Raw genomic sequence first — 23,504 nt, forward strand, 5'->3', positions numbered from 1 at the left:
CAAGCGCACGGGCGCGGTCGCAAAGATGAACGCCAGGGTCGGCAACCTCGGGGTAAGCGGCTTTGCAAGTTGCCTTGGTGTTTCGGGCGCGCAGGATCGTTCGGTGGTCGCAAAGGCGTTGTCGTCTATTCACTGGTCCTTAATCCGAACGGCGCTTATAGCCTTGGCAATGACTACGATCTCGCGCGCCGTCAGCTCGCTCGCCTGCCTTGCCTTTCTGCTGCAAGCCCCTGCAACGCCTGCCTTTGCCCAGGACGATGCCCAGGCCTCCGCCGCCGATCCCGGCACGCAGCCGGCCGGGGTGCAACCGCCCGCCGGTGTTCCCGTGCCGGTGCTGCAGACCAACGAGACCGATCCATGGCTCTACCGCGGCAGCGACATTCCGCACGACAAGGCCTGGCACTTTGGCGAGATGCCCAACGGGCTCAAGTACGCGGTGCGTAAGAATGGCGTGCCGCCGGGTCAGGTTTCGATCCGCGTGCGTGTCGATGCCGGCTCGCTCAACGAGAGCGATGGCGAGCGCGGCTACGCGCACCTGCTCGAACACATGCTGTTTCGCGAATCGAAGTACATCAAGTCGGGCCAGGCCATCGCCGCCTTCCAGCGTCTGGGCGCGACCTTCGGGACCGACACCAACGCCGTGACCTCGACCACGCAGACGGTGTTCAAGCTCGATCTGCCCAACGCCACCGCCGCCTCGCTCGACGAGACTTTCAAGCTGATGTCGGGCATGGTCACCGCGCCCACGCTCTCGGCCGCCGACCTCAAGCAGGACCTGCCGATCGTGCTGGCCGAGATGCGCGAACACGGCGGTGCGGCCAAGCGCGTGCAGGATGCGCTGCAGGAGACCTTCTACAAGGGGCAGCGCCTTGCCGTGCGTCAGCCGATCGGCACGGCGGCCTCGCTTCACGCGGCGACCGACAAGTCGGTCCAGGCGTTCTACCACCGCTGGTATCGCCCCGATAACGTGACCGTTATCGTGGCGGGCGATGCCGACCCGGCGATGCTGGAAAGCTATGTGCGCAAGTGGTTCGGCGGCTGGCGGGCTGAGGGCCCGCTCGCCCCCGTGCCCAGCTTTGGCGATCCGGTCGCTCCCACCGGCGGTAACACCGGCAGCGCCAGGGAACTGGCCCCGGTGGGCGAGACGCGCGTGCTGGTCGAGCCCGACCTGCCGCCCTCGATCATGATCGCGACGCTGCGCCCCTGGCGCCAGGTGATCGACAACATCCCCTACAACCAGGGGCTGATGACCGACCAGATCGCGCAGGCGATCATCAACCGTCGCCTCGAAACGCGCGCGCGCGCCGGTGGCAGCTTCCTGTCGGCGGCGGTCAACGAGGACAAGGTTTCGCGCAGCGCCGATGTGACCTTCGTGTCGGTCACGCCGCTCGGCGAGGACTGGGACAAGGCGCTTCACGATGTGCGCGCGGTGATCGCCGATGCGATGACCCGCCCGCCCTCGCAGGCCGAGATCGACCGCGAAGTGGCCGAACTCGACGTTGCCTTCCAGGTCCCGGTCGAACAGGAGCGCATCCTGCCCGGCGCCAAGCTTGCCGACGATCTGGTCAACGCGCTCGACATTCGCGAGACCGTGGCCGGCCCGCAGGACGTGTTGCGCATCTTCCGCGAGTCCAAGCCTCTGTTCGCCCCTGAAAAGGTCCTCGAGCACACTCGCAAGCTGTTCTCGGGGACGGTCACGCGCGCGCTGTTCACCACCCAGAAGGCGGGCGATGCGACCGACGCACAGCTCCACCAGGCGCTGGTCGATCCGATCAAGGCCGACGCCAGCGCGCGGCTTGCCGCAACCGAAAAGCCGGTCTCGTTCGACACGCTGCCCGCGATCGGCGCGCCGCAAAAGCCGGTCTCGGACCTGCCCACGGGGCTGCTCGACATTGAGGAGTTGACTTTCGCCAACGGGGTCAAGGTCATGCTCTGGCCGGTCACCGAGGAGCCGGGACGGGTCGTGGTCAAGGTCCGCTTCGGGGGCGGCACGCGCTCGGTCGAGCCGGCCGATGCGGCCTATCTCGCGCTCGGCAACTACGCGCTCGTCGGCTCGGGCGAGGCGACGCTGGGGATGGATGATCTCGATCGCATCTCGACCGGGCGCAAGATGGGCTTCGACTTCTCGGTCGATGACGCCGCGTTCCAGCTCCAGGCCGAAACGCGCCCGCAGGATCTGGCCGACCAGCTCTATCTCTTCGCCGCCAAGCTCGATCTGCCGCGCTGGGACGTGAACCCGTTCCGCCGCGCCAAGGCCGCCGCCAAGATCCAGTACGATACTTATGCGACGTCGCCCCAGGGTATCCTCAGCCGCGACCTGCCCTACTACCAGCACGGCAAGGACCCGCGTTACGCGACGCCCACGCCCGCCGAGATCGACAAGGCAACGCCCGAGGGCTTCAAGAAGATGTGGTCCAAGGCGCTGTCCGAAGGCCCGGTCGAAGTGCAGATCTACGGCGACTTCGACAAGGCCGCCGCAATTTCCGCGCTCGAAAAGACCTTCGGCGCGCTCAAGCCGCGCACCGACGCCCTGTCGACCGCCAAGGCGCCGCCGATCGTGCCCGCCAAGGCCGACACGACCCCGGTCGTGTTGCACCACCACGGCGATCCCGATCAGGCCGCGGCGGTCATTTCCTGGCCGACCGGGGGCGGGTCGCTGGGCATTCGCGAATCGCGCCAGCTCGAGATTCTCACGCAGCTGTTCACCAACCGCCTGCTCGATGCCGTGCGCGAGAAGCTGGGCGTGGCCTATTCGCCCTATGTCTTTTCCGACTGGCCGGTCGATCTCCAGGCGGGCGGTTCGATTACCGCGGTGGCGCAGGTCGATCCCAAGTCGGTCGACGTGTTCTTCCAGACCGCCGAGGAAATCGCGCAGGATCTCATCACCAACCCGCCCAGCGCCGATGAACTCGATCGCGTGATCGAGCCGCTGCGCCAGCAGGTCACCCGCGCGGCGTCGAGCACGGCGTTCTTCATGAACCAGCTCGAGGGCGCCAGCCGCGATCCGGTGCGCTTTTCCAGCGTGCGCACGGTGCTTTACGACTACACCCAGACCACGCCCGAGAAGATGCAGGCGCTCGCCGCCAAGTATCTGGGGCAGGGCAATTCGTGGCGGCTCGAAGTGCTGCCCGAGGGCGAGGCGATGGCCCCTGCGCCTGGCGCTGGCGCGATGGCGGCGGCAAAGGCTGCGGCGAAGTAACGCGCGCTGCAGGCGGGACGGGGCCTTGCCCCCCTCTCGCCCGCCCCCCTCTCGCACGTCCGGCGTGTGGGAAAAAGGCCAGCGCGCGCAACCGATTGCTGTGATCGGTTAAAGCCTCTTTGCAAAAATTGCGGCCAGCAGCTATGGGGTCGCCCCTTGTGTGCGTTCGGGCAAGAACCGAAATCCGGACGTGACCGGCCCGGGAGGGGGCCGATTTTCAGGAGTGATTGAAGTGGCTAGCAATTGGACCCCGGATGGCTGGAAGGCGCAGGAAGCGCGCCACCTTCCGGTTTATGGCGACGAGAACAAACTGCACGAGGTCGAGGCGACCCTGGCGAAGTTTCCGCCGCTGGTCTTTGCGGGCGAAGCGCGCGACCTGAAGAAGGAACTGGCCGAAGTGGCCGCGGGTCGCGGTTTCCTGCTTCAGGGCGGGGACTGCGCGGAGAGCTTCGCCGAGTTCCACCCGGACAATATCCGCGACACCTTCCGCGTGCTGTTGCAGATGGCGGTGGTTCTGACCTTCGCCAGCAAGCAGCCGGTGGTCAAGCTGGGCCGCATGGCGGGCCAGTTCGCCAAGCCGCGTTCGGCCCCGACCGAGATGGTCGGCGGGGTCGAGATGCCCAGCTACTTCGGGGACATCATCAACGGCATCGAAGGCAACGCCGAGGCGCGCCGCAACGATCCCGCGCGCATGCTGCAGGCCTACAGCCAGTCGGCCTCGACGCTCAACCTGCTGCGCGCTTTTGCCAATGGCGGTTACGCCAACCTCAACCAGGTTCACCGCTGGACGATGGACCACATCCATCGCAGCCCCTGGGGCGAGAAGTTCGCCGAGATGGCCGACCGCATCGGCGAAGCGCTCGACTTCATGGCCGCTTGCGGGGTCGACCCGTCGACCGTGCCGCAGCTTCAGGGCACCCACTTTTACACCAGCCACGAAGCGCTGCTCCTGCCTTACGAGGAAGCGCTGACCCGTCGCGATTCGCTGACCGGCGGCTGGTACGACTGTTCGGCCCACATGCTGTGGATCGGCGATCGTACCCGATTCGAGGGATCGGCCCACGTCGAGTTCCTGCGCGGGGTGGAAAACCCGATCGGCATGAAGTGCGGGCCGAGCCTCGAGCCTGACGCGCTGCTGCGTATGCTCGACACGCTCAACCCGTCGCGCGAGCCGGGGCGCATGACGCTGATCAGCCGCTTTGGCCATGACAAGGTCGAGGCCGGACTGCCCAAGCTGGTGCGCGCGGTGAAGGCCGAGGGGCACCCGGTGGTGTGGTCGTGCGATCCGATGCACGGCAACGTCATCAAGACCGAATCGGGCCTCAAGACCCGTCCGTTCGAGCGGATTCTGGCCGAAGTGCGCGGCTTCTTCGCGGTCCACCGCGCCGAAGGCACGCACGCGGGCGGCATCCACATCGAGATGACCGGCCAGGACGTGACCGAGTGCACCGGCGGTGCCATCGCGATCACCGACGAGCGTCTGGGCGATCGCTACCACACGCATTGCGACCCGCGCCTCAACGGCGCGCAGTCGATCGAGCTGGCGTTCGAGATGGCCGACCTGCTCAACCTCGAGGCGAATGAGCGCCACAAGGAAGCGGCCTGACCGATCGGGCCGCGCTGGCCCTTTGTTCGTCTGTCTTTTTCGAAGCGGGCGGGAAGATCCTGGTCTTCCCGCCCGCTTTGTTTTTTCGTCTGACGAATAGCGTGCGAGATTCTCGCAGAAATGCGCCAGTATTGGCTTTACCCAATCTTTCCTGTCGGCTTAGCTGAAGGAAGTTTCAAGTCGGGTAAGCGGGGGCGTGCGATGGGGTATTTTCGTAAGGTTCGTGACGCAATGGCCGGGTCTGATGCCCGGCGTTTCCTGAGGGGCTGGGGTCGCGGGCTGGCGCTTGCCGGTCTCCTGGCAACGGGGGCGCAGGCCAAGGAAAAGACTTATTCACTATCGTTTCCCGAATCGTTCTTTTCGAACCGGGATTTTCTGCCCGGCTTCAGTCTCGAAAGGTACAACAAGACCAGATACCAGCCTCAGGTGGAATTCAATGCGGCCCACCCGGAAAAAGACGAGAAGCTGGTGTTCGATCACTTTTTCTCGCTGCTCTATCGCTACAAGACGAAGACGATAGATCCCGATTTCGTGATCGGGGGGAAGGCGCCGCGCAACATGGTGCGGGGTCTTGTGGAGGTGCAGCTCGTCACGCGGGACATGGCGCCGTACGATTACCCCTATCCCCAGCTTGCCTTTCGCAGCAGGACCAAGCTGGCGACCCGTTATTACGCCGTGCCCGTTTACAAGGTGCGGCTGCGCCCCTGGACGAAGGAAGCGCTTGCCTTCCTCAAGACCGCGCCCAGGCGCTACGAATACAGCGTAGAACTGCGCCGTTTCGAACGCGATGATTTCAATCTTTCCCGTTATGATCTGCTGTTCGACTTGCCCGATGATCGTACCCCCGACACGCAAGGGTGGATCGAGACGGAGTGGGGGACAGACCTTGCGCTTTTTGGTCTGGATGAAGATGGCGCGCGGGTGGCGAAACCGCGCTATCATGAAATTCCATACTATGCGGCCCTGTTTGCCAGTGCCGAAGGGTTTTTCGATACACCGACGGGGAGCCTTCCGTCCGTGACGACGGTCCGCGCCGACTCCTCCCGCAGCGCCTATGCCAAGGCCAATTTCCGCATGGGCCCCGAGGTTCTGCCCTGGGCGCGCGCGGCGGGCGCGCGGATGGCCGCGCTGCGCGAAAGTCTGGGCGATGCTCCGGCGAAGTACGCGGCTCTGGTGGAAAGCTACAAGGAGCGCGCACCCTCTTACGTCCTGCCCAGGAAGTGCCCGGATGGGTTCATTTCGGATTACACGATCTCGCGCAACTGGGATGCGGGCACGGCGGCCTCCAAGGCGCGTGAGCATATTCCCGATCTCAAGGCGGACTACCGCAAATTCGGGGCCTGCGTGGACACGTTCCTTTCCACGTTCGACTATGCTCCTTGGATGAACGCCATCGCCGCCGATCACGTCCAGGAAGGCGTGCTCGCAGCCCAGGCGGGCATTGCCGACAACAGCCGCCAGTTGATGGACGAGGCGAACGAGGAAAAGCGCCTCAACGCCTATGTCGCCGAAACTTCGGAACGGTACGCCTCGAAGCTGCGCTATTTGTATGAGGTGATCGACGAGGACGCCCGGCTCGATGCGGAAATGGCGCGCAAGAGCCAGGCCAACGCCGCGATGCTGGCCGCGATCCGCGGCGCCGGGCAGACGATGATCCGCACTCTCCAGCAGCGCAATTACGAACAGGAAGTGGCGCAGCAGCGCCAGCTTGCGCTCGCCAACCCCTCGATCAAGCGGCTGGCCGTGGCAACGCCTGCGACCCGCGAATACCTGGCCAACGGCGGGGCCGCCATCGCCGAGCGCGACCGGCGTCTGGCCGAGGAAAAGCGCAAGACCGAGCAGGCGATGGCCGCGGCCGAGGAACAGGCCCGCACGCAGGCGAAGGGCGCCGGCGATGCCATGAAGGCGGCGACGGCAACAGGGGCCACAGGCGCCACAGGCGCGTCCAAGCCTGCCGCCAAACCCGCTGAGCGTCCCAAGCAGGCAACGGCAAAGCCTGCCGAGATCGAGGCGCCGGCGCGCGCACCGGTCACGCTCTATTCCGCGGTCACCGCCAATTCGCCCGATGAGGGTGAGGGGGATGCCAAGACCAATCTGGTCTACGAGATGGAAGGGGAGGTCATTGAAGTGCATCCCTTCTATCGCCGCCGGGCGGAGTGCAAGGTCGATACCGGCAACGTGCTGATCGTCAAATGGACCTACACCGGCAAGGCTGAACCTGATTTCAAGGGCTATTATCGCGACAGCCTGAACGCGTTCCAGAACTGGGTCACGGCCAAGCGCGACGCGCCCGACGATACTTTCGCGATGGACCGCTTCACCGCGCAGGGGAGGAAGGATGCGGCGACCTTCTGCCCCGTCTACGAGGCGAAGTTCATCGACTATTGAAGGGGCCTTTCCGCCCCGCCGCCCGGCGGCGGGCCGCAGGTTCGGGCGTGTGGACAAGAGCGGCGGCGGGGGACCTGACTTGGCGGCGGTGGGCGCGGCAACCCTTCTTGTCGCAGCGCATCATTCCCCCGCTTGACCGCACGCACGGCTCGGTCCATCCCCTGCGCCCATGATACACCATATCCGTCGCACCGCTGCGCTTGGCGTGGCAACTCTCGCCCTCACGCTTCCCACTCTTGCCGTCTCGGCCGCGCCGCAGGGCACGCTCGACACGATGACCGACGAGCACGTCAAGGAATACGACTGGGTTCGCCCCCAGGCCAATTTCGTGCGCCGCGTGGTCGACATTCCGATGCGCGACGGGGTCAAGCTGCACACCGTCATCATCTTCCGCAAGGGCCTGAGCGATGCGCCCATGCTGCTCACCCGCACCCCGTATGACGCCGAGAACGCGACCAGCCAGCACCGCAGTCAGGACATCGACGAGGTGGTGCGCTATTCGGACCAGCTCTTCGTCGACAACGGCTATATCCGCGTGTTCCAGGATATTCGCGGGCAGCACGCCTCGGAAGGCGATTACGTCATGAACCGCCCGCTGCGCGGCGCGTTCAACAAGACCAAGACCGACCACGCGACCGACACCTACGACACCATCGACTGGCTGGTGAAGAACGTGAAGGAGAGCAACGGCAAGGTCGGCATGATCGGCTCGTCGTACGAAGGCTTCACCGCGCTGATGGGCACGGTCGATGCGCACCCCGCGCTTCAGGCGACGATCCCGCAAAGCCCGATGGTCGATGGCTGGATGGGCGACGACTGGTTCCACAACGGGGCCTTCCGCACTTTCGGCTACGATTATGACCTGGGCCAGACCACGCTCAAGGGCGGTGGCTCCGTCCCGCGCGGCACGGGCGAGGATTACGCGTCCTACCTCAAGGAAGGCTCGGCCTACGACTACGCTGAGAAGTACGGCCTGCTCGCCATTCCGGCGATCCGCAAGGTGCTCGAACATCCCGCTTACGACGACTGGTGGCAGTACCAGGCGGTCGACAAGCAGCTGGCCAGGCGCCCGCTGACGGTGCCCATGCTGCTGGTCGTGGGTGAGTGGGACCAGGAGGACAGCTACGGCGCTCCGGCGGTCTACCAGGCGCTCAAGCCCAAGGACACCAACAACGACATGGTGAGCCTGGCGATCGGTCCCTGGCGCCACTCGGGCGTGAACTACATCGGCCGTTCGCTCGGCAAGTTGCAGTTTGAGGGCGATACCGCCAAGCAGTTCCGCGAAAATTACGAACTGCCCTTCCTCGACTGCCACCTCAAGACCCACGCGCCCGCGTGCCACACCCCGACTGTGATCACTTATTCGACCGGTGCGGAAAAGTGGGAAGTCTCCAATAAGTGGCCCGATGGCGCCTACACCCCGCTCTATCTGGCGGGTAATTTCGGCCTGTCGTGGAGCAAGCCGGCCGAGGCGGGGGCGGACAGCTACGTCTCCGATCCGGCCAAGCCGGTGCCGATGCTGCCGCGCCCGATCCACATGGACGGCGATGAGTGGAAGACCTGGCTGGTGCAGGACCAGCGCTTCGCCGACAGCCGCACCGATGTGCTGAGCTATTCGAGCGGCGTGCTGACCAAGCCGGTCCACATCAAGGGCGCGCCCAAGGTCGATCTGCACGCCTTCACCAGTGGGCAGGACAGCGACTTCGTGGTCAAGCTGATCGACGTCTACCCGGAAGAGGATTCCGCCCACCCCGACATGGCCGGGTACGAGCTGCCGATGGGGATCGAGATCTTCCGGGGCCGCTACGTCCACGGCTTTGCGACGCCCGCGCCGCTCGAATCGGGCAAGAGCTACAACTTCAAGTGGTCGCTGCCCAACGTCGATCATGTCTTCCTGCCCGGCCACAAGATCATGATCCAGGTCCAGTCGAGCCTGTTCCCGCTCTACGATCGCAACCCGCAGAGCTGGGTGCCCTCGATCATGAAGGCCAAGCCCTCCGACTACGTCAAGGCGACCGAGACCGTGCAGCACGGCGGCGATGCGGCGAGCGCGGTGTGGCTGCCGATCGCGCCGGAGTGATCGGGTCGAACTGATCGGGCGGCCCTGATGGGCTTTCCGATGGCTGCGGGGCGATGCGCAAGACCAGCGCGTCGCCCCGTTTGCGTAAGGGGGACGTTGCTTCGCGCCGCCGGGTTGGTCATAGCGGTGCGATGCGCGTTACCCTGACCGTTCCCGAGACCCCGAGCGAGGCCGAGCGCGAGGCGATCCTTGCCCCCTTGCGCGCTTACAACATCGCGCGCGGCGGTGACCCGAAGCTGCGCCCGCTCGCCATCCTGCTGACCGATGAGAACGGCGCGCACCAGGGCGGGCTGTGGGGCAAGATCTCGTACGACTGGATGTTCGTCGAACTGCTCAGCGTGCCCGAGGCGCTGCGCGGGGGCGGCTACGGATCGCAGCTCATGGCCCGCGCCGAAGCAATCGCGCGCGCCAGCGGGTGCGTTGGTATCTGGCTCGACACCTTCGAATTCCAGGCGCGCGGCTTTTATGAAAAGCTGGGCTTTTCGGTCTGCGGTCAGATCGAGGATCACCCCATCGGCCAGCGGCGCTATTTTCTTCAGAAGCGGCTGGTCGCCTGACGGGGAAGCGCGCGCTCAAGGCCGGGCGGTTTGCGTTGCGGCAGGCCATCCACTGTCGCGCAGGATCGCATCGGGGTCCTTGAGGTCGAGCAGGATGCGCAGCGCGCGGCGCTTGTCGGCAGCCTTGTCGTAGTAGGCGCGGGCAATGTGATAGCCTGCCCAGTATCCGAGGTCTCCGGGGTGTTCGGGCGTTCCCTGGCCGTTGTAGAGCCAGTCGGACAGGTCGCTCTTGTGCGCATCGGCGATGAAGGCGTGCCCGATCGCTTCTTCGCGGCCCTTGGTCCACTGTTCCAGGTGGGCGTTGCTGACTTCGCCCGAAATCAGCGCGGCGACCAGTTCGGCGACCCCTTCGGCCAGCGATTGTTTGAGGACATTGGTGTCGGTGCTCTCTTCGTTGACCGACGGGGGCTGTTCGACATGGCCGTATTCGTGCGCGATGAGGTGGTAGAGCCGGTCGGCCGGATCGCTCTGCATCCAGTCGGCGCCGCAGGCGACTTCCAGCCCGATGATGACGCCCGAGGGCCCCGTGGTCCCGCCACTGTTGTTGCGCCCGACCACCACGGTGACCGGCGGAAAGGTCGCTTGCGGATCAAGCGCACGCAGACGGCGAAAGGCCCCTTCCAGACGGGTGCGCACGGTGGGAAGCGCGCCCATGCAACTACGGGCCTTTTCATAGATCGCTGGCTCGTCCGCTACTTTCTGCGCCAGAGCGTCGGCCGAGCGGATGCGATCGGGAATGAATTCGCGAAGGCCATCGGTTCCGGCATCCAGATAGGCGTCTTGCAGCGTCTGCGCCGATGGCCTGCCATGCGCGGCGTCGTAAAGCTGGTAGAACAGCGCGACGTCCGAAATGCGAATGGCGACAGGTGAGGGCGGAGGAACCGGATCGGGGGCCGCCAGCGCGGGGGCGCAGGTGACAAGGCAGGCAAACGCGGTTGCGGCTTTCCGTTTCATCGGGCTCCCCTCGCATGGCAGGCGAGCCCGTTGTGGCGCGCTTTGCAGGCCTGCGCCAGTCCCTTACGCGCAGCGTTCCTCACGCATAGGCATAGTCCCCGCCGGCGGTGAGCGCGCGCTGGTAGGCCGGGCGCGCGTGGATGCGTTCGAGCCAGGCGCAGGTGTGCGGGTGGCGTTCGGGTGTCAGCCCGGCGCGCGCCTTCGCGGCTTCGAGCGGGAAGCTCATCATCACGTCGGCCGCAGTCATTTCGCTGCCAGCGAACCACGGGCGCGAGACCAGTTCGCTCTCGATGAAACGCAAGTGGACGTCGATCATCGGTTGGATCTTCTTTGCCGCGAAACGGCCCACGAGCGGGATCATGCCGAGCGCCAGCTTGAGCAGGAGCGGGGGCATGGCCGAACCTTCGGCGTAGTGCAGGAACTGGCGGTAGCGCAGCCGATCCTCCATCCCTGCCGGGCTGCCAAGGCGCCCGCCGGCGCATTCGGTAAGGTATTCGCAGATCGCCGCGCTTTCGATCAGCGTGCGCCCCTCGTGTTCGATCACCGGCGATTTGCCGAGCGGGTGGACGCGGCGCAGTTCGGGCGGGGCGAGCATGGTCTTTGCGTCGCGTTCGTAGCGGCGGATGGTGTAGGGCAGCTCGAGTTCCTCGAGCATCCACAGCACGCGCTGCGAGCGGGAATTTTCCAGATGGTGGACGGTAATCATGGCAGGCCCCTTGCGGCGAAGGCGATTGGCCAGTGTCGCCCGTCGCTCTTGCCAGTGCAACGGGCGAGGGCGCCAAGGGCTCCCGTTTCCTCACGCCCGCCCCGTTTTTGCGGACGCTTCCCTCTCAAATTCAGAGCACTTGATTGTACCTGTGGGCTGCTCAATACTGCCTTGGATGAGCGAACCGGTCATCGATCCCGTCCCGCAGCGCTCCGGCCCTTCGGTCGTGCTGCCCGCCCGCCCCGAACCCCTGCGCATCGACGCTGCAACGACGGCGGTGATCGTGGTCGACATGCAGAACGCCTATGCCAGCAAGGGCGGCTACGTGGATGAGGCGGGGTTCGATGTCGGCCCGGCGGCGGGGGTCATCGGCAAGATCGCGCAGGTGCTGGAGGTCGCCCGCGGCGCCGGAATGCCGGTCATCTTCCTTCAGAACGGCTGGGACGCCGGCTACGTCGAGGCGGGAACCGAGCAATCGCCCAACTACCACAAGTCCAACGCCTTGAAGACGATGCGCGCGCGGCCCGAACTGGCGGGCAAGTTCCTTGCGCGGGGGGGATGGGACTACGAACTGGTCGATGGGCTGGCCCCGCAAGACGGTGACATTCGCGTTTCCAAGCCGCGCTATTCGGCCTTCTTCAATTCGCAGCTCGACACGATCCTGCGCGCCCGCGGTATCCGCACGCTGATCTTCACCGGGATCGCGACCAATGTCTGCGTCGAATCGACCCTGCGCGACGGGTTCCACCTCGAATACTTCGGCATCGTGATCGAGGATGCGGTGCACCACCTGGGGCCGGACTTCATCCGCGAGGCAAGCCTCTACAACATCGAGAAGTTCTTCGGCTGGGTCAGCTCGCTCGCCGATTTCCAGACCGCCGTGGGGCAACTTCCTCCGGCCGTGTGAGCGCGCAGCGCAGCGGCCGTCTTCCCTAATCGAAAAGGACCCTTCATGCCGTTCGAACCGATCAATCCGCCCCAGTTCCCGGCCCCCATCGCGCCCTATTCGGCGGGCGCCAGGGCGGGCAATACGGTCTACGTCTCGGGCGTGCTGGCGCTTGGTGAAGGGGGCGTGGTGCTCCATGTCGGCGATGCGGCGGCGCAGACGCGCCACGTGCTGGACGTCATCACGGTCACGCTGGAGGCGGCAGGGGCCGCCATGGCGGATGTCGCGATGAACCACATCTTCCTCAAAAACCTCGACGATTACGCCGCGTTCAACGCGGTCTATGCCGAGTATTTTCCGGGCGACAAGCCCGCGCGCTACTGCATCCGCGCCGATCTGGTGAAGCCCGATCTACTGGTCGAGATCGCCTCGGTCGCGCATCTTGCCTGAAACGGGCGGAATCTGGTTCGAGGAACACGGGCCGCGCGATGCCCCGGCGCTGATCCTTTCGAGCGGGCTGGGCGGGGCGGCCGGTTACTGGGCGCCCAACCTCCCGGCGCTTGGCGAGCACTTTCGGGTCGTCACGTATGACCAGCGCGGCACCGGCCGCAGCGACCGCGCCGGACAGGCGCAGGTCAGCGTCCAGGGCATGGCGGAGGATGTCGTGCGGCTGATGGACGCGCTGGCGATCGAAAAGGCTCATCTCATTGGCCATGCGCTGGGTGGCGCAATCGGGATCGAGACCGCGATCACCACCGGGCGGATCGACCGGCTGGTGGTCGTCAACGGCTGGAGAACGCTTTCGCCGCATACCCGGCGCTGCTTTGCCGCGCGGCTCGCCCTGCTGCACGGGGCCGGGATCGACGCCTTTCTCGAGGCGCAGCCGCTGTTCCTCTACCCGCCCGACTGGATCGCCTCGCACGATGGGCTGCTTACCGCCGAAGTCGCGCACCACCGCGCGGCCTTTCCCGGCGTCGAGGCGATGGTGCAACGGATCGCGGCGGTACAGGCCTACCGGCCCGAGCCGGCGGGGCTCGCCGCGCTCGACCATCTTCTGGTGATCGCCACGCGCGACGATTTTCTTGTCCCCTATGTCTCCGCGCTCGATCTCGCAGGGCCCGTGCCGCACGCGCACGTCGCCAGCTTTTCGTGGGGCGGGCACGCCTGCAATGTGACCGATGCCAGCGGGTTCAACCGCGTCGTACTCGATTTCCTGAGGAGTTAGAACAAGATGCAGGTCGGTGTTTTCATTCCCATCAACAACAACGGCTGGCTGATTTCGGAAAATGCCCCGCAGTACAAGCCGAGCTTCGATCTCAACAAGCAGATCGCGCTCAAGGCCGAGGGCTATGGGCTCGACTTCCTGCTTTCGATGATCAAGCTGCGCGGATTTGGCGGCAAGACCGAGTTCTGGGAGTACGGGCTGGAAAGCTTCACGCTGATGGCCGGACTTGCCGCGGTGACAGAGAAGATCAAGCTCTACGCTACCGCGCCCACGCTGATCGTGCCGCCCGCGTTCGCCGCGCGCATGGGGGTGACGATCGATTCGATCAGCCACGGGCGCTTCGGGCTCAACCTCGTCACCGGCTGGCAGCCGCCCGAATACACCCAGATGGGGCTGTGGCCGGGCGATGAACACTTTCGCAACCGCTACGACGTGCTCGACGAATACGCCCATATCTTGCGCGACTTGTGGAACACCGGGCGCAGCGATCTGAAGGGTAAATACTACCAGATGGACGATTGTCTGGTGAAGCCGCAGCCTACGGCGGATATGAAGATCATCTGCGCCGGATCGTCCGATGCGGGCCTCGCCTTTTCGGCCAAGTGGGCAGACTATGCCTTTTGCCTGGGCAAGGGGGTGAACACGCCGCAGGCCTTTGCCTTCAACAACGAACGGCTGGCCCGGTTCACCGCCGATACCGGGCGCAACGTGTCGATGTTCGTGCTGGTCATGGTCATCGCCGCCGAGACGGACGAGGAAGCGATGGCCAAGTGGAAGCACTACAACGCGGGGGTCGACGTGGACGCAATTTCCTGGCTGGCCGACCAGGGGGCCAAGGACAAGGTCAACACCGACACCAACGTGCGCCAGCTTGCCGCGCCCGAAGGGGCGGTCAACATCAATATGGGAACGCTGGTAGGCAGCTACGAAAGCGTGGCGCGGATGCTCGATGAAATGGCGCAGGTTCCCGGCACCGGCGGGGTGCTGCTCACCTTCGATGATTTCCTTGAAGGAGTGGACGCCTTCGGCATGCGAATCCAGCCGCTTATGAAGAGCCGGGCGCACCTTTCCTGAGGTTTGGACGGGGCTTTCGATGAAGAATGCTTAACCTTGGCGGGACTGGACCAATTAGGCATTGCAATCGTCTTTTGTTGCAGTGCAATAGATGGCTATGCGTATCGCGATTGTCGATGAGAGCGCGGCGCGCGCCTCCATCATCGAAGAGGGACTGTCCGAACTCGACGATTGCGAGATGATCGTGATCACGGAGCGGCGTGGCCTGTTGGCGCGCATGGCGCAGATCGATCCCGACATTGTGCTGATGAACCTTGGCAATCCCTCGCGCGACATGCTCGAGGAGTACTTCGCGGTAAGCCGGGCGCTGGCCCGGCCGATCGCGATGTTTGTCGACGAATCGGACGATGACGCCATCGTCGCCTCGGTCGAGGCGGGGGTCTCGTCCTATGTCGTGGACGGCCTCGCGGCGGGACGCATCCGTCCGATCGTCGATCTGGCGGTGACCCGCTTCAACGCCTTTTCGCGCCTGCAGAACGACCTTGCCGAAGCGCGGGGCAAGCTGGCGGAGCGCGAACTGGTCGACAAGGCGAAACGCATTCTGATGCAGAACAAGGGCTTGCCTGAGCCAAAAGCCTACGCGGAACTGCGCAAGGCGGCGATGGATCAGGGCAAGCGGATCGTCAATATTGCCGAAGCCATCGTGACCGCGCATGAGCTCATGGGTGGCGCATGACAGGGCAGGGACCGACCGAAGGGGTCTTGGGGTGACTACGCAGCTGACAATCGGCTTCCTCCCGCTGGTGGATGCCTGTTTGCCCATCCTCGCGCACGAACACGGCTTTGCCGAGGACGAGGGGCTCTCGCTCACGCTGGTCAAGGACCTGAGCTGGGCGACCGTGCTCGACCGCCTGCTTTACGGGCACAGCGATGCCGCGCACATGATCGCGCCCTTGGCGATCGCCACCACGCTCGGCCGCGGACGTCCGGCGCAGCCGCTGGCCGCACCCTTCGTGCTGGGGCTCAACGGCAACGCGATCACGCTTACGCCCGATATCGCGGGTCGGGTGCGTGGCGATGAGCCGGGGCTGGGCGACCCCAGGGTGGTGGGCGCAGCGCTGCGCGCGGTGGCGCGCGAACGCCTGGCGGCGGGACGGCCACTGACCTTCGGCGTCGTCCATCGCTATTCGAGCCACAACTACATGCTGCGCTACTGGCTGGCGGCGTGCGGCATCCGGGCGGACGAGGAGGTCGAGATCCGCACCGTCGCGCCGCCGTTCTGCGCCGAGGCGCTGGAGCTGGGCGATGTCGACGGGATTTGCGTGGGCGAACCGTGGAACAGCGTCGCGGTTGAGCGCGGGGTGGGCGAGATCGTGCTGTCGACCGCGCAGATCTGGCGGCGCGGGGTGGAAAAGGTGCTCGCCCTGCGCGAGCCGGTGCTTGAGGAAAAGCGCGACGCTGTGCTGCGCCTGATCCGTGCGCTTTGCCGCGCGGCGGCGCACTTCGTCGATCCGGTCAACTGGGAACACAACGCGCAGGTTCTGGCGCGGCCCGAATACCTCGATGGATCGCCCGAACTGATCCGCCGCGCGATCTCCGACCAGCTGCTGATCGCGCGCGGCGGTAAGATGATCCACTATCCCGATTTCATGTTCCAGTATCGCGAGGCGGCGAACTTCCCCTGGGTCAGCCAGGCGGAGTGGCTATACTCGCAGATGGTGCGCTGGGATGGGCTTTCCTATGACCGTGAAGACGCCGCGCGGGCGGCGCGGGTGTTCCGTCCCGACGTCTATCGCGCCGCGCTGCTGGGCACCGGCGAGCCGCTTCCCGGAGCCAGTTCCAAGGTCGAGGGAAGCATTTCCGCACCCACTGTTGTAGGAACGCAACAGGGCAGTATGGTATTGGAAACGAACACGTTTTTTGATGGTTCGGTGTTCGATCCGCACGACATTGAAGGGTATCTTAGGCAGCTGCCCTAGGTGGGGCTTTGCGGTTTGGCAGAAAAAACGCTTGCCGCGGTGCAACCGAATCGCTTACACAAATACACGAACAGACCGGACGGTTCCCAAGGATGGGTACCTAGCAGCGCTGGTCTGAACTTTCTTAAATTCGTGGCAACGTAGCCGCCTCGTCGTGGTCCTTATTGGGCTTTCGTCGTGGCGGTTTTTTGCGTTTGTCTTTGACAGGATGGGGTAGGTCAAATGAGCAAGTTCGGGCAGTCCGGTTTTTCACGACGTACGGTGGTTGGTGCGCTGCTGGCCAGCGTGGCGCTCGCCGGGTGCGGCGGTGCGAAAAATGACGGCGCCAAGCAGCAGGGCGTGACGGCGGCATCGGCTGGCGGCGCGCCCGAGAAGCCGGTGCTCAAGCTTGGCTTCATCAAGCTGACCGACATGGCTCCGCTCGCCATCGCCAAGGAAAAGGGCTTTTTCGCCGAAGAAGGGCTCAACGTCACGCTCGAGCCGCAGGCCAACTGGAAGGTCCTGCTCGACGGGGTCATCGGCGGTCAGCTCGACGGGGCGCACATGCTTGCCGGACAGCCCATCGCGGCGACCATCGGTTATGGCACTAAGGCCGACCTCATCGCCCCGCTCAGCCTCGACCTCAACGGCAACGCGATCACTGTCTCGAACCGGGTGTGGGACCAGATCAAGGGCAAGCTCCAGCGCAGCGCCGACGGCAAGCCGATCCACCCGATTTCGGCCTCGGTGCTCCAGCCGGTGGTGCAGAGCTTCAAGGAGCAGGGCAAGCCGTTCAACATGGGCATGGTCTTCCCGGTTTCCACGCACAACTACGAACTGCGCTACTGGCTGGCCGCGGGCGGTCTCAACCCCGGCTACTACACGCCGGGCGACATCAAGGGCACCGTGGATGCCGACGTGCAGCTTTCGGTGACGCCGCCCCCGCAGATGCCCGCCACGCTGGAAGCCGGTACGATCGAGGGCTATTGCGTGGGTGAGCCGTGGAACCAGGCGGCGGTGCAGAAGAAGATCGGCGTGCCGATCGTCACCGACGACCAGATCTGGCACGACAACCCCGAGAAGGTCTTCGGCCTGCGCAAGGACTTTGCCGAGAAGTATCCCGGCACTACTGCCGCAATGCTGCGCGCGATCATCAAGGCGCAGCAGTGGCTCGACGCCGATGGCGGCAAGAACCGCAAGGAAGCCGTGAAGATCCTCGCCCAGTCCAACTACGTGGGCGCGGACGAGGCGGTGATCGCGGCCTCGATGACCGGCAAGTTCACCTACGAGCCGGGCGACACGCGCGATACGCCGGGCTTCAACATTTTCTTCGACAAGTACGCGGGCTATCCGTTCTACTCCGACGCGATCTGGTATCTCACCCAGATGCGCCGCTGGGGTCAGATCCCGGTCGATCACCCTGATCAGTGGTACTTCGACCAGGCCAAGGCGGTCTATCGCCCCGACCTCTATCTTGCGGCGGCCCAGCAGCTTGTCGCCAAGGGTACGATTTCGGCGGACGACCTGCCCGAGACCGATGGTTTTCGCGGCGAGCAGGACGGCTTCATTGATGGCGTCACCTACGATGGTAAGCAGCCCAACGCCTATCTCGCCAAGTTCAAGATCGGCCTCAAGAAGGGCCAGAAGGTATCCGCTTCGGGTGTGAGCGGCAGCTAAGAAAACGTTTGCGCCTCAAGGAGAAATTGCGATGGCATCTGTCTATGCACCAGTCGAGCCTCTCCATGGGGCGCCCGTGATCGAGGAGACGTCCGTGGCCAGCGAGCATTCCGCCCCGTCCCAGGGCAAGACGCCCCCGCCAGGCGCGGCGTCCGCGCCGCAAGGACCGGGCAAGGTCCAGGCCTTCCTCGCCGGCAAGGGCAAGGCGATCCTGGCGCCCGTGCTTGGCGTATTGGCCTTCATCGGCCTGTGGGCCGCGCTCGCGCCGATGGTCGACACCTCGCTCGGCGCGCTGCCGGGCCCGGTCGAAGTCGCCGAGCAGGGCGCCGCGCTGTTCCACGAATGGCAGGCCTCGAACGAGGCCAAGGCCGCGTTCTACGAGGCGCAGGATGCGCGCATTGCGGCGGGCACGCAGGCCATGGCCTTCGACTATGCCGGACCGCCGACGTTCCTCGATCAGGTCACGACCTCGCTCGAGACGGTGGCGCTCGGCTTCGTGCTGGCAACGCTCGTGGCGGTGCCGGTGGGTCTTGCCGCGGGCCTCTCGCCGCTGTTCAACGCCGCGATCAACCCGCTGATCCAGATCATGAAGCCGGTCAGCCCGCTGGCCTGGCTGCCGATCGTGACGATGGTCGTTTCGGCGACGATCACCAGCGCCGATCCGCTGCTGGCCAAGAGCTTTGTTATCTCCGCGATCGTGGTGACGCTGTGCTCGCTGTGGCCCACGCTCATCAACACCGCGGTGGGCACCGCGTCGATCGACAAGGACCTGCTTAACGTCGGCCGCGTGCTCAAGCTGGGCACCTTCCAGAAGCTGACCAAGCTCGTCCTGCCCAGCGCGCTGCCCTATATCTTCACCGGTATGCGCCTCTCGCTCGGCGTAGGCTGGATGGTGCTGATCGCGGCCGAAATGCTCGCGCAGAACCCCGGCCTTGGCAAGTTCGTGTGGGACGAGTTCCAGAACGGGTCCTCGCAGAGCCTGGCGCGCATCATGTTCGCGGTCATCGTCATCGGCCTGATCGGCTTCCTGCTCGACCGCCTGATGATGACGCTGCAGAACCTGGTGAGCCGCAACCACGCCATCTGATCCCACTAATCCCCGACCAATCGAGGAGTGACGACTATGGGTACGATCCTTTCGCTGAGCGGTGTTACGAAGTCTTATACCGGGCAGACCGGCGCGGTGACGCCGGTTCTCGACGGGATCGACCTGGCGGTTGAGGAAGGCGAATTCATCGCCATTCTCGGTTTCTCCGGCGCGGGCAAGACCACCCTAATCTCCACCATCGCAGGATTGGTCGAGCCCGATGCCGGGGAAATTCGCCTGCGCGGCGCCCCGATCGACGGGCCGGGCAAGGACCGGGGCCTGGTGTTCCAGTCCTACTCGCTGCTGCCCTGGCTCACGGTCGAGAAGAACGTCGCGCTGGCGGTCGATGCGGTGCACAAGGATCGCAGCAAGGCCGAGCGCGCCGCGCTGGTGCGCCAGAAGGTCGAACTGGTGGGGCTGGGCCACGCCATGGACCGCAAGCCGGCGCAGCTTTCAGGCGGGATGCGCCAGCGCGTCTCGGTGGCGCGGGCGCTGGCGATGGAGCCCGAGATCCTGCTGCTCGACGAGCCGCTCTCCGCGCTCGACGCGCTGACCCGCGCCAAGCTTCAGGACGAGATCGAGCGTATCCGCAAGGAAGAAAAGCGCACCATCATCCTGGTCACCAACGACGTGGACGAGGCGTTGCTGCTGGCCGACCGTGTGGCGGTGCTGACCCCAGCTCCGGCGGCGCGGATCGGGCGGATCTTTACCGTCGACGTGCCGCGCCCGCGCGAGCGTGAGGCGGTCAACGACGATGCCCACTTCCAGGCGCTGCGCCGCGAGATCGTGGGCTATCTCGGTGCGCTCAACGAAGCGGGATCGAGCGTCGGGTCGAGCACGGTGAGCCTGCCCGACGTGGTGCCGATCGACCTGTTCGCCAGGGCAAGGGAAGCCGGTGCGGGCCCGATGGCTTCGGGCGCGGCCAGGGACGCGTTGCCCAAGGCCTATGTCGAGGCGGGGCACTCGGCGGTCGAGCAGCGCTATCTGGAATTCTTCAAGCTGCACAAGGTCTATCCCACGGCCAAGGGGCCGCTGACCGTGGTGGAGGACTTCAACCTCCTGATGGACAAGGGCGAATTCATCTCGCTCATCGGGCACTCGGGCTGCGGCAAGTCGACCGTACTGACCATGGCCGCCGGGCTCAACGCGATCAGTTCGGGCGGCATCGTGCTCGACAACCGCGAAATCTCGGGCGCCGGGCCGGACAAGGCGGTGGTGTTTCAGGCGCCCAGCCTGATGCCCTGGCTGACCGCACGCCAGAATGTCGCGCTCGGCGTCGAGCGGGTCTATCCCCACGCCAGCAAGGCCGAGCGGGGCGATATCGTCGACTACTATCTCGAACGCGTCGGGCTCGGCGATGCGATGGACAAGATGGCCTCGGAAATGTCGAACGGGATGCGCCAGCGCGTGGGCATCGCGCGCGCTTTCGCGCTCTCGCCGCGGCTGCTGTTGCTCGACGAGCCGTTCGGGATGCTCGACAGTCTTACCCGCTGGGACCTGCAGGACGTGCTGGTCGAAACGTGGAACCGCACCAAGGTTACCGCGATCATGGTCACCCACGACGTCGACGAGGCGATCCTGCTGGCCGACCGGGTGGTGATGATGACCAACGGCCCGCGCGCGACGATCGGCAAGGTGCTCAAGGTCGACCTGCCGCGCCCGCGCGACCGCAAGGCGCTGCTCGACGATCCCAGGTTCTACCAGTACCGCCAGGAAGTGCTGCATTTCCTTGCCGAATACGATCACGGTCCGGCCTCGAAGGCCGCCTGACGCCCGCGGTTCGGGGCCGCTATGCCGGCGGTCTCGAGCGCAGGGGACCATGCGATGAAACGGGTAGGTCCCCGTAGTTACACGCTCCCGCAAGAGGAGCATCATGCGCGCGCTCATGAGGGGCGGGCGGCAGGCAAGGGGGCCTGCCGGTCGAAGCGCATCCAGCCAGGACCGGAGCCGCGCCCGCGCGGCTTCTCCTGATGCGGCGGACAAAGAGGTCTGCCTTCGATTTTTGCTGTTTTCGAACCTGTTTCTGGAAGCAATCGGCGTGCCCGCTTGGGGGTGGGGCGCCATCGGAGGTAACCTACGATGAAAACCGTACTTTCTCTTGGATTCCTGGCGGCTGGTGCCGCGTCCGTCGCGCTGGCCTCGCCGGCTTTGGCGAAAGCCGGTGATCCGGTCACCGTGGCCGATGGCGTGACCATCGATCCGATCATTGACGCCAACTTGCGTTACGAGCGCGTCGACCAGGACGATCTCGGCCTCGACGCTGACGCGCTGACGCTGCGCCTGCGGGCGGGCGCCGAGGTCAAGGCGCATGGCTTCTCGGTACTCGGCGAGGCCGAGGGTACGCTGGCGATCGTCGACCACTACAACGACACCATCGCGGGCAACCACGGCTATACCGGCGCCGAGCCCTATTCGACCGTGGCCGATCCGCAGAACGTGGAGATCAACCGCCTTCAGATCGCCTATGGCGGCAAGGCGGGCTCGATCACGCTGGGCCGCCAGCGCATCATCCTCGACAACGCGCGCTTCGTGGGCAACGTGGGCTGGCGCCAGAACGAGCAGACCTTCGATGCGGTGCGCGCGCAGGGCAAGCTCGGCCCGGTCGCGCTCGATGCCACCTATTCGATTTCGCAGCGCTCGATCTTCGGGGCGGACAGCCCGAACAAGTACTGGGACGGCAATTTCGTGCTGCTCAACGGCGCGGTGGATCTCAAGACGGTCAAGCTGACCGGGTTTGCCTACCTGCTCGACTATGACACGCGCCTGGCCATGTCGAGCCAGACTTACGGCGCGCTGGCGAGCGGTGCACTGCCGCTGGCGGGCAAGACCAAGCTGACCTTCCTCCTGAGCTACGCGCGCCAGAGCGACTACGCTGGCAACCCCACCGCCTACGCCACCGATTACGTCAACGGCGAGCTGGGCGTGGCGGTTGCGGGCTGGGGGCTCAAGGGCGGCTACGAGCTGCTTGGCAGCGACAAGGGCGTGGCCGCGTTCCAGACGCCGATGGCCACCGCGCACGCCTTCAACGGCTGGGCCGACCTGTTCCTGACCACGCCCAACGCGGGTCTGCAGGACTACTATGGCACCGTGTCCAAGGACCTGGGCAATCTGGGCGCGCTCAAGGGCGTGAAGGCCATGGCGGTCTATCACACGTTCAAGAGCGAATATGGCTCGACCGACTACGGCAGCGAGTGGGACGCGCAAGTCGGCTTTGGCGTCTCGCGCTACGCGTTTCTCATCAAGTACGCGAATTATAACGCGAAAAACTACGGAACCGACACCCAGAAGCTGTGGCTTCAGGTCGGCGTGAAGTTCTGAATTCAACCGGGAAAGGAGTACACGAAATGGCCTATCTGGCACCTGCCGAATTCGTCACCAAGCTCATCGACGCCGGTGAATCCAAGATCCTGATGTCGACCAGGGACACGCTGATCCGCGCCTACATGGCGGGCGCGACGCTGGCGCTGGCCGCCGCCTTTGCCGTCACCATCAATGTGGAAACCGGGCAGCCGCTGGCGGGCGCGATCCTGTTTCCGGTCGGCTTCTGCATGCTGTACCTGCTGGGCTATGACCTCCTGACCGGCGTTTTCGTCCTCGCCCCGCTGGCGGTCTGGGACAAGCGCCCGGGGTGCACCTGGAGCGGTGTCGCGCGCAACTGGGGGCTGGTGTTCTGCGGCAACTTTGCCGGCGCGCTGACCTGCGCGGTGTTGATGGCGATCTACTGGACCTATGGTTTCTCGACCGAGCCGGCCACGGTCGGCGCCAAGATGGCGGTCATCGGCGAGAAGCGCACGGTGGGCTATGCGGCTTACGGCGCGGCGGGTTGGCTGACGATCTTCGTGCGTGCGATGCTGTGCAACTGGATGGTCTCGACCGGCGTTGTGGGTGCGCAGATCTCGACCACCGTGTCGGGCAAGGTCATCGCGATGTGGATGCCGATCATGCTGTTCTTCTACATGACCTTCGAACATTCGATCGTGAACATGTTCCTGTTCCCCACCGGGCTGATGCTGGGCGGTAACTTCACCATCGGCGACTACGTGTTCTGGAACGAGATCCCGGTCGTGCTGGGCAACCTTGTCGGCGGGCTCACCTTCACCGGGCTCATGCTCTACTCGACCCACCGCAAGACCGCGCCGGGTCGGGTCGTCAAGATGGCGGCTTGAG

At 65.2% G+C, this 23,504-nt stretch carries 18 protein-coding genes; 16 read left to right on the plus strand and 2 right to left on the minus strand.

What is annotated here, in order from left to right; all coding sequences use genetic code 11:
• Positions 1-169 precede the first annotated feature (169 nt).
• The 5 genes from MTR62_RS06475 (at position 170) to MTR62_RS06495 (ending at position 9,830) form a co-directional block, all read left to right on the plus strand.
• Entirely contained in the window at positions 170-3,199 is a 3,030-nt protein-coding gene (locus MTR62_RS06475; RefSeq protein ID WP_244018185.1) for a M16 family metallopeptidase, read from the plus strand.
• 232 nt (positions 3,200-3,431) lie between these two features.
• Positions 3,432-4,805 carry a class II 3-deoxy-7-phosphoheptulonate synthase gene (locus MTR62_RS06480; protein ID WP_244018187.1) on the plus strand — a complete coding sequence of 458 codons (1,374 nt, stop codon included), beginning with the start codon at positions 3,432-3,434 and terminating at the stop codon, positions 4,803-4,805.
• A gap of 231 nt (positions 4,806-5,036) precedes the next feature.
• Entirely contained in the window at positions 5,037-7,193 is a 2,157-nt protein-coding gene (locus MTR62_RS06485; RefSeq protein ID WP_244018189.1) for a YjeJ family protein, read from the plus strand.
• Positions 7,194-7,362: 169 nt separating this feature from the next.
• Positions 7,363-9,273, plus strand: coding sequence for a CocE/NonD family hydrolase (locus MTR62_RS06490; RefSeq protein WP_407672625.1), 1,911 nt, complete (start codon positions 7,363-7,365; stop codon positions 9,271-9,273).
• Positions 9,274-9,404: 131 nt separating this feature from the next.
• Positions 9,405-9,830 carry a GNAT family N-acetyltransferase gene (locus tag MTR62_RS06495; RefSeq protein WP_244018191.1) on the plus strand — a complete coding sequence of 142 codons (426 nt, stop codon included), beginning with the start codon at positions 9,405-9,407 and terminating at the stop codon, positions 9,828-9,830.
• A gap of 15 nt (positions 9,831-9,845) precedes the next feature.
• Here the strand turns inward: MTR62_RS06495 and MTR62_RS06500 are convergent, their stop codons facing one another.
• Both MTR62_RS06500 and MTR62_RS06505 read right to left on the minus strand, forming a co-directional pair.
• Complete coding sequence (locus MTR62_RS06500; RefSeq protein ID WP_244018193.1) at positions 9,846-10,784, minus strand: DUF2268 domain-containing putative Zn-dependent protease; 939 nt, start codon at positions 10,782-10,784, stop codon at positions 9,846-9,848.
• A gap of 79 nt (positions 10,785-10,863) precedes the next feature.
• Positions 10,864-11,490 carry a glutathione S-transferase family protein gene (locus MTR62_RS06505; protein ID WP_244018195.1) on the minus strand — a complete coding sequence of 209 codons (627 nt, stop codon included), beginning with the start codon at positions 11,488-11,490 and terminating at the stop codon, positions 10,864-10,866.
• 175 nt (positions 11,491-11,665) lie between these two features.
• On the opposite strand from MTR62_RS06505, the gene rutB reads away from it, so the two are divergent.
• The 11 genes from rutB (at position 11,666) to MTR62_RS06560 (ending at position 23,503) form a co-directional block, all read left to right on the plus strand.
• On the plus strand, positions 11,666-12,397 hold the full coding sequence (gene rutB, locus MTR62_RS06510) for a pyrimidine utilization protein B (protein WP_244018197.1): 732 nt from the start codon (positions 11,666-11,668) through the stop codon (positions 12,395-12,397).
• A 45-nt stretch (positions 12,398-12,442) separates the two neighbouring features.
• Positions 12,443-12,826, plus strand: coding sequence for a Rid family hydrolase (locus MTR62_RS06515; protein ID WP_244018199.1), 384 nt, complete (start codon positions 12,443-12,445; stop codon positions 12,824-12,826).
• The gene (gene rutD / locus MTR62_RS06520; protein ID WP_244018201.1) at positions 12,819-13,601 is read left to right on the plus strand and encodes a pyrimidine utilization protein D; all 783 of its coding nucleotides are present in this window, start codon (positions 12,819-12,821) and stop codon (positions 13,599-13,601) included. Before MTR62_RS06515 ends, rutD begins: the two co-directional genes overlap by 8 nt.
• Positions 13,602-13,607: 6 nt before the next feature.
• On the plus strand, positions 13,608-14,675 hold the full coding sequence (gene rutA / locus MTR62_RS06525) for a pyrimidine utilization protein A (protein WP_244018203.1): 1,068 nt from the start codon (positions 13,608-13,610) through the stop codon (positions 14,673-14,675).
• 97 nt (positions 14,676-14,772) lie between these two features.
• Positions 14,773-15,351, plus strand: coding sequence for an ANTAR domain-containing response regulator (locus tag MTR62_RS06530; RefSeq protein WP_244018205.1), 579 nt, complete (start codon positions 14,773-14,775; stop codon positions 15,349-15,351).
• A 31-nt stretch (positions 15,352-15,382) separates the two neighbouring features.
• The gene (locus tag MTR62_RS06535) at positions 15,383-16,594 is read left to right on the plus strand and encodes an ABC transporter substrate-binding protein (RefSeq protein ID WP_244018207.1); all 1,212 of its coding nucleotides are present in this window, start codon (positions 15,383-15,385) and stop codon (positions 16,592-16,594) included.
• Between the two features lie 222 nt (positions 16,595-16,816).
• Complete coding sequence (locus MTR62_RS06540) at positions 16,817-18,250, plus strand: CmpA/NrtA family ABC transporter substrate-binding protein (protein ID WP_244018209.1); 1,434 nt, start codon at positions 16,817-16,819, stop codon at positions 18,248-18,250.
• A gap of 76 nt (positions 18,251-18,326) precedes the next feature.
• The gene (locus MTR62_RS06545) at positions 18,327-19,337 is read left to right on the plus strand and encodes an ABC transporter permease (protein ID WP_244018211.1); all 1,011 of its coding nucleotides are present in this window, start codon (positions 18,327-18,329) and stop codon (positions 19,335-19,337) included.
• A gap of 36 nt (positions 19,338-19,373) precedes the next feature.
• The gene (locus tag MTR62_RS06550) at positions 19,374-21,107 is read left to right on the plus strand and encodes an ABC transporter ATP-binding protein (RefSeq protein ID WP_244018213.1); all 1,734 of its coding nucleotides are present in this window, start codon (positions 19,374-19,376) and stop codon (positions 21,105-21,107) included.
• A 309-nt stretch (positions 21,108-21,416) separates the two neighbouring features.
• Positions 21,417-22,655, plus strand: coding sequence for an alginate export family protein (locus tag MTR62_RS06555; protein WP_244018215.1), 1,239 nt, complete (start codon positions 21,417-21,419; stop codon positions 22,653-22,655).
• A gap of 26 nt (positions 22,656-22,681) precedes the next feature.
• Positions 22,682-23,503, plus strand: coding sequence for a formate/nitrite transporter family protein (locus MTR62_RS06560; RefSeq protein WP_244018217.1), 822 nt, complete (start codon positions 22,682-22,684; stop codon positions 23,501-23,503).
• The last annotated feature ends 1 nt before the right edge of the window (position 23,504 follow it).

The sequence above is a fragment of the Novosphingobium organovorum genome, from assembly GCF_022832435.1.
Taxonomy (GTDB): domain Bacteria; phylum Pseudomonadota; class Alphaproteobacteria; order Sphingomonadales; family Sphingomonadaceae; genus Novosphingobium; species Novosphingobium organovorum.